This is a genomic window from Streptomyces durbertensis (assembly GCF_014156695.1).
Taxonomy (GTDB): Bacteria; Actinomycetota; Actinomycetes; order Streptomycetales; family Streptomycetaceae; genus Streptomyces; species Streptomyces durbertensis.
In genome coordinates this window covers 1-6,745 of the sequence record NZ_WMLF01000301.1, presented here as the reverse complement: position 1 = coordinate 6,745, position 6,745 = coordinate 1, and the positions used below count along the sequence as shown (strand labels likewise).

Sequence of the window (6,745 nt, the reverse complement as noted above, 5' to 3'; positions counted from 1 at the left end):
GGGGGAGGTGGTGGTGCGGCGGCGGCGCAGCAGCCAGTAGGCGGCGGCCATCGCGGCGACCGAGGCGCCTCCCAGCGCGATCGGGACGGAGGCGGAGAAGCCGTCCGCCGAGGCGGTGGGTTCGAGGTCGGGGTCCGTCGGGCCGGGGCGGTCCGACGCCTTGGCGGTCGGTGACGGCTCGGGGGTGTCGGTCGGTTCGCTGCCGAGGTCGGGCAGCGGGGGCAGTTCGGCGGAGTCGTCGAGGGGGACGGCGAGGGTGAGCGGGTCCATGGCGGTGCCGGCCTGGTACATCGAGCCGAAGAACTTCGCGCCCTGCTTTGTGAGTTCGGTCGGTGTCTCCTCGACGAGCAGCAGGCCCTTCGACGGCTTGGCGTCCACCGTGAAGGTGACCAGCGAGCGGTCGTCGGCGAGGAGGGTGCCCTTGCCGTCGGCGATCCTCACCCGCAGGTCGGTGAGACGCAGGTCGAGGTCCTTGCCGGTGAAGGTCACCGCGCCGCGCAGGGTGGCGGTGAGTGCGCCGGTCTTCCTGTCGTAGTGGCCCTTGCCGCGGGTGAAGCGGAAGAGCGCGCCGCCGTCGCGGGCGCCTTCGGTGACCTTCCAGGAGCCGTCGGCGATCGGCCCGCTGACGTACTCGCGGAAGGTGCGGCGCACACCCCAGTCGACGATCGCGCCCGTGAAGTCGACCCTGTCGGCGTTCTGCTTCTGGTCGTCCTTGTCGTCCTTGTCGGCCTTCTCCTTCTCGGAGCGGGCGTCCTTCTCCGGTTCGGCCGTCGGGGCGGCCGGCTTCCGCGCCGGCGCGCGGACGTCGACGGTGAGACTGACGGGGTCGAGCGGGGTGCCGGCCGGGTAGTAGCCGGCGAAGGCGCCGGCGCCTTCGGCGGTGAGGGTGGCCGGGACACCGGTGAGGGTGATCGGGGAGCCGCCGCCGCGCATGTTGACGCCGCCGAGCGCGAGCTTGGCGAGCGGTACCTGACTGCGGTTGCTGAGCGCGCCGCCGCCCTTGGGCCGGCTGGCCATGTCGGCGTAGAGGGTGCCGGTGCCGCCGTTGACGCGGACGGTCGGGCGGCTGATGGTCAGGTCGAGTTCGTGGGTGCCGTTGTCCTTGCGGTGGCCGAGGAACCGGACGCCACCGGAGAACGAGGCGCGGAACGCGCCGGTGTCGGGGTCGTAGCCGCCGCTGGCGGAGTGGAAGCGGAACTGGCCTCCGCCGATCGTGCCGGCACCTCCGAGCATGCTCCAACTGCCCTGCGCGATGGGCCCGGTGACGTAGTTCTGGAAGGAGGCCTTGATTCCCCAGTCCAGCCGGCCGCCTTGGACGAGGCGCTCCTGGGCGACGGCGGTGGGTGCCGGCAGCAGCAGCGCGCACAGGGCGGTGAGTAGTACTGCCGCGAGGGCGCGCGACGGTCTGCACGACGGCATGACGGATCCTCCCGAAAGGGACCAGGGGGTGGAGCTGCCCGCGAGAGCAAGGCAAGGCTAACCTAAGCTATCTCCGTCTCCGTCGGTACCCCGCTCCTGGAAGGCAGCCACCGTGCACCCACCCACCCGCCTGCTCGGGGCGGTATCCACCCTGCTGGTCCTGGCCCTTGTACTGACCGGCTGCGGCGGTTCCGCCGACTCCCGGCCCGGCGACGGCCGGGCGACGGCCGCCAAGGCCGCCGCCGACCGCGTCGAGCCGCTCTCCGGGCCCGCGCCCAGCCCGAAGCTCCCGGTGAAGGTCCGTTCCGCCGACGGCCGGGACGTCACGGTGCGCAGCGTCGAGCGGGTTGTCCCGCTCTCCGGGTCGATCGCCGAGCTGGTCTTCTCCCTCGGCCTCGGCGACCGTGTGGTGGCCCGCGACGTGACGGCGACGTTCGAGCAGGCCGAGAAGCTCCCGGTGGTGACGCGCGCCCACGACGTCTCCGCCGAGGGCGTGCTGTCGCTGCGGCCGACGCTGGTGCTCGCGGAGGCCACCACCGGCCCGGCCGAGGCGATCGAGCAGATCCGCGACGCCGGGATCCCCCTGCTGGTGCTGCCGCCCGCGCAGCGGCTGTCCGACGTGAGCGTGCGCATCGAGGCGGTGGCCGCCGCGCTGGGCGTGCCGGAGGCCGGGAAGCGGCTCGACGAACGCACGCGGCGGCGGATCGGCGAAGCCCGCGCCGACATACCGGAGGACGTCGACCGCCCCCGGGTCGCCTTCCTCTACCTGCGCGGCTCGGCCGCCGTGTACCTGCTGGGCGGCGCCCGGTCCGGCGCCAGCTCGCTCATCGAGGCGGCGGGCGGGGTGGACGCCGGCAAGGAGTCCGGCCTGAAGAAGGACTTCACCGCCATCACCAGTGAGGCGCTGGCCAAGGCGGCGCCGGACGTGATCCTGGTCATGAGCAAGGGGCTGGACTCGGTGAACGGTGTCGACGGTCTGCTGGAGATCCCCGGGGTCGCCCAGACCCCGGCCGGTATGGACCGCCGTATCGCGTCCGTCGACGACGGCGTGCTGCTGAACTACGGCCCGCGCACCGACACCGTCATCCGTTCCCTCGTCCGGCAGTTCCACGGGGAGTCGCGATGACCACCGTGGACGACACCAGGACCGGCGCGCCCGGCGCCGGGGGGAAGCAGGAGCCGGGCGACAGACCGGAGCCCGTCGAGAAGCCGGCGGGCGGCGCGGTGGTCCGACGGGCGCGCGCCACCGTGCTGACGGTCGGGCTGGTCGGCGCGCTGGTGGTGTGCGCGCTGTTCGCGGCGGGTGTCGGCGCCTACGACATCCCGCTGGGCGACGTGGTCGGCTCGCTCATGAACCGGCTCGGCCTCGGCGGGGCCCCGCTCGACCGGGTCGGCGAGAGCGTCCTGTGGAACGTGCGGATGCCGCGCGTCGTGCTGGCCATGCTCGTCGGCGCCTCACTCGCCTGCGCGGGGGCGCTGATGCAGGGCGTCTTCGGCAACCCGCTGGCGGAACCCGGCGTGATCGGCGTCTCGGCGGGCGCCGCCGTCGGCGCGGTCGCCGCCATCGCGTTCGGGCTGAACTTCCTCGGCAACTGGACCATCACCAGCCTGGCGTTCGTGTTCGGCCTCGCCACGGTGCTGCTCGTCTACACGCTCTCCCGCTCCGGCGGACGGACCGAGGTGGTCACGCTCATCCTCACCGGCATCGCCGTCAACGCGTTCGGCTTCGCGCTGGTCGGCCTCTTCGTGTTCTTCGCCGACAGCGCGCAGGTCACGCAGATCACCTTCTGGCAGCTCGGTTCGCTCGCCCAGGCGACCTGGCCGAAGGTGTTCGCCGTGCTGCCGTGCGCGCTGCTCGGCCTGCTCGTGGCGCCGCTGTACGCACGGAAGTTGGACCTGCTTGCGCTCGGCGAGCGGCCCGCCCGGCATCTGGGCGTGCCGGTCGAGCGGATGCGGCTGGTGCTGATCGTCGTCGTGGCGCTGCTGACCGCGGCGGCGGTGGCGGTCGCCGGCATCATCACCTTCGTCGGGCTGCTGGTCCCGCATCTGCTGCGGATGGCGGCGGGCCCCGGGCACCGGTTCCTGATCCCCGGCAGCGCGCTCGGTGGCGCGCTGGTGCTGCTCGTCGCCGACCTGGCCGCCCGCACCCTCGCCGCCCCGGCCGAGCTGCCGCTGGGCGTGCTCACCGCTCTCATCGGCAGTCCGTTCTTCTTCTGGCTGCTGCGCCGGACCCGACGCCGCCAGGGAGGCTGGGCATGACCGAACAGCAAGAAGTGACACGACAGTTGGGCGCGGACGAGCAGCGGGACGTCCCGGAGCGTCCGGAACCACCCGGACTTCTGGGCCGGTTGCTCGCGCGGCGGGCGCCGCGCCGGGTGCCCGCGCCACTGGCGCGCGGTGCCGTCGCCGCCGAGACCCGGGACGTCGCCGTCCGGCTCGGCGGGCGGCTGGTGCTGGACGGTGTGGACCTCGCGGCCCGCGCCGGCGAGGTGTTGGCGCTTGTCGGCCCCAACGGCGCCGGGAAGTCGACCCTGTTCGCGGCGCTCGCCGGGGACGTCGCCGTCGAGCGCGGCGGGGTGCGGGTGTACGGGCGGCCGGCCGAGCGGTGGGGCGCCGCCGAACTCGCCCTGCGCCGAGCGGTGTTGCCGCAGTCCTCCAGTCTGGCGTTCCCGTTCGCGGTCGCCGAGGTGGTGGCCATGGGGCGGGCGCCGTGGGCGGGGACACCGGCCGCCGAGGAGGACGGCCGGGTGGTGGCCGAGGCGATGGCGGCCACGGAGGTCGAGCGGTTCGCCGACCGGCCGTTCTCCGCGCTCTCCGGCGGCGAACGGGCCCGCGTCTCACTGGCCCGCGCGCTCGCCCAGCAGACCGGGCTGCTGCTGCTCGACGAACCGACGGCGGCGTTGGACCTTCGGCACCAGGAACTGGTCCTGCGGATCTGCCGGCGCCGCGCGGCCGCGGGTGACGCCGTGGTGGTGGTGCTGCACGACCTCGGTCTGGCCGCCGCGTACGCGGACCGGGTCGCGGTGCTCAGCGGGGGCCGGCTGGTCGCCGACGGTCCGCCGGCCTCGGTGCTGCGGGCCGAACTGCTGTCGGAGGTCTACCGGCAGCCGGTGGAGGTGCTGCCGCACCCGCACGGCGGGGCGCCTCTTGTGGTGCCGGTGCGGCCGGCAGGCGGTACCGGACCGCGCGGAACGGAGATCGCCGTGGACCGGTAAGGTGCCACATTGCTGGCAGACCCCGGACGCGCACCGGCAGTCCGGGACTCGGGGAGGGCACGGGCATGATGTCGCGACGTACGGCGGCCGCAACGGTCGCCCTCGCGCTGACGGGCGCACTGTCGGGTTGTGTGACGGTCCACGGCGAGACCGCCGTGGTCCCGGCCACCACGAAGGCCGAGGCCGAGAAGGTGCTCGGCACGTACCTCTCGACCAGCAACAAGGCCAACCGGAAGCACGACACCGCGCTCGCCGCCACCGTCGAGCGCGGCGCGCTGGGCGACAGCAACCAGGCCGCGCTGAAGGTGTCCCGCGCCCTGGAACCCGGCGGGGCGACCGACTTCCGTCCGCTGGAGCTGACGGACACCCGCTTCCACATCCCCCGGCAGGCCGGCTGGCCGAAGTTCTTCCTGGTCGACTCGACCGGCAAGGGTTCGTCCGGGGAACGCCGGGTGCTGCTCGCCTTCACCCGGGACGGGATAGGCGAACCGTGGCGGGCGTCCTACCGGGCGGTCGTCGACGCGGCGGACGTCCCGGAGTTCGCCGAGGACGAGGAGGGCCACGTCGTCGCTGTGCCGGCGGACGACGAGAAGGGCGTGGCGCTGGCGGCGGAGCCGGACGAGCTCAGCAAGGCGTATGTCGGCCAACTGAAGGACGGCAAAGGTCCGTTCGCCGACGGGCCGTACACCAGCGGCAAGCGGGAGACGCGGCGGAAGAACGCCAACCGTCCGGCGGCCCGCAACGAGTGGGCCGACCAGGCCGCGGACTCCGCCCGCTACGCCCCGTTCGGCCTGCGCACCACGAAGGGCGACGCGTTGGTGTTCTTCGCCTCCCACCAGCACACCAAGCAGACGGCCGCCACCGGCTACACCCCGAAGGTGCTGCCCGAGGTCGAGCCCGTTCTCAAGGGCCAGGTGAAGCGCTCACTGACCCAGGTCTTCCTGCTGCAGCACGCCGTGCTGGTGCCGACCGCCGACAGCGGCGACAAGATCGACTTCCTGTACCAGGGCGTCGGCCGGATCTCCGCGAAGGGCGAGTGAGACGGCGCCGCCCGCTCAGCCGGGGCCCACTCAGCCGGGGCTCGCGAGCCGGGGCGGGCGGCACCGGCGCACCGGCCCGGGCGTCAGCGCAGCCAGGGTGTCAGCGCACCGGCCAGGGTGTTCCCTCGTGGTCCGGCTGCTCGGCCGCGTAGGTGGCGCACGCGTCGGTCAGCGCCTCCAGCAGCGTGAGCGGGTCCGGTAGCTGCCGGCCGGGCGCGCGCACCCATCTGACACTCGTGCCGCCGCCCGCGTGCAGTGCGGACGGCGGCACGAGTACATAGCTTCCCCGGCAGTGCCAGCGCAGGCCGGGGTGCTCGTCCATCGTCTCGGGATGGCAGTCCAGCTCACACGGCCACCACTCGTCCTCGTCGTCCGGGGTGCCCCGGGTGGCCGTGAAGAACAGCATGCGGCCGTCGTCCAGCGAGGCCACCGGGCCGACCTCCACGCCCTCCCGGTCCAGGCGCTCCAGCGCCGAGCGGCCGGCCTCGAACGGCACGTCCAGTACGTCGTGGGTGAGGCCCGTGGCGGTGACGAAGTTCGCCTCGGGGCGGCTGCGGGCCCAGCGCAGCACCTGCTCCGGGTCGCTGGTGGCCTGCGTCTGCCAGGCGAAGGAGACCGGGTGCCGGCCGGGCGTGGGACAGCCGATCCGCTCACAGCTGCAGCCGTAGCCCTCCGGGTGCGCGGCGGGCGCGAGCGGGAAGCCGGCGTCGGTGGACGCCAGCAGCAGGTCCTCCCGGGCGCGGGCGGCCTCGGCCGCTGCGTCGGCCGCGCTCCTGGAGCGTCGGCGCAACCACTGGGAGAGCCTGCCTTCGCGTTCCATCTACCGCCTCACTCCAGACTGATCCGTGCACCTGCCCCGAGAGTACGGAACCCCGACGCCGAACCCGGCCGGAATCCACGGAACGGATGACTCTCTCCATCCTGCGCCCCCGGCCGCCGGAACGGGAAACCGGGGGTGCCGGACGGCACGGGGACCGCCCCGACGACACCCCGGCGGGCTTCGCGTAGGGAGGTTTCAGAGGATACTCCCGATCCGCCGGTTTCCCGACGCGGTCCGGGTCGGAACGGGGT

General features: G+C 73.7%; 6 protein-coding genes. 4 read left to right on the top strand and 2 right to left on the bottom strand.

Going from position 1 to position 6,745, the window contains the following annotated elements; translation table 11 throughout:
• On the bottom strand, nt 1-1,419 hold a 1,419-nt coding region (locus GL263_RS18590; protein WP_182856851.1), incomplete at its 3' end, for an HtaA domain-containing protein.
• Nucleotides 1,420-1,531: 112 nt separating this feature from the next.
• Between GL263_RS18590 and GL263_RS18585 the strand changes: the two genes are divergently transcribed.
• The 4 genes from GL263_RS18585 to GL263_RS18570 all read left to right on the top strand — a co-directional run bounded on the left by GL263_RS18585 (nt 1,532) and on the right by GL263_RS18570 (nt 5,674).
• Nucleotides 1,532-2,545 carry a heme/hemin ABC transporter substrate-binding protein gene (locus GL263_RS18585; RefSeq protein WP_182856850.1) on the top strand — a complete coding sequence of 338 codons (1,014 nt, stop codon included), beginning with the start codon at nt 1,532-1,534 and terminating at the stop codon, nt 2,543-2,545.
• Complete coding sequence (locus GL263_RS18580; protein ID WP_182856849.1) at nt 2,542-3,678, top strand: FecCD family ABC transporter permease; 1,137 nt, start codon at nt 2,542-2,544, stop codon at nt 3,676-3,678. The genes GL263_RS18585 and GL263_RS18580 overlap by 4 nt, the downstream gene beginning before the upstream one ends.
• Nucleotides 3,675-4,634, top strand: coding sequence for a heme ABC transporter ATP-binding protein (locus GL263_RS18575; RefSeq protein ID WP_182856848.1), 960 nt, complete (start codon nt 3,675-3,677; stop codon nt 4,632-4,634). Before GL263_RS18580 ends, GL263_RS18575 begins: the two co-directional genes overlap by 4 nt.
• 65 nt (nt 4,635-4,699) lie before the next feature.
• Complete coding sequence (locus tag GL263_RS18570; protein ID WP_182856847.1) at nt 4,700-5,674, top strand: SCO2278 family lipoprotein; 975 nt, start codon at nt 4,700-4,702, stop codon at nt 5,672-5,674.
• A 100-nt stretch (nt 5,675-5,774) separates the two neighbouring features.
• Here GL263_RS18570 and GL263_RS18565 read toward each other — a convergent pair whose 3' ends face one another.
• Nucleotides 5,775-6,494: a bifunctional DNA primase/polymerase gene (locus GL263_RS18565; protein ID WP_182856846.1), complete on the bottom strand. Its 720-nt coding sequence runs from the start codon at nt 6,492-6,494 to the stop codon at nt 5,775-5,777.
• Nucleotides 6,495-6,745 lie beyond the last annotated feature (251 nt).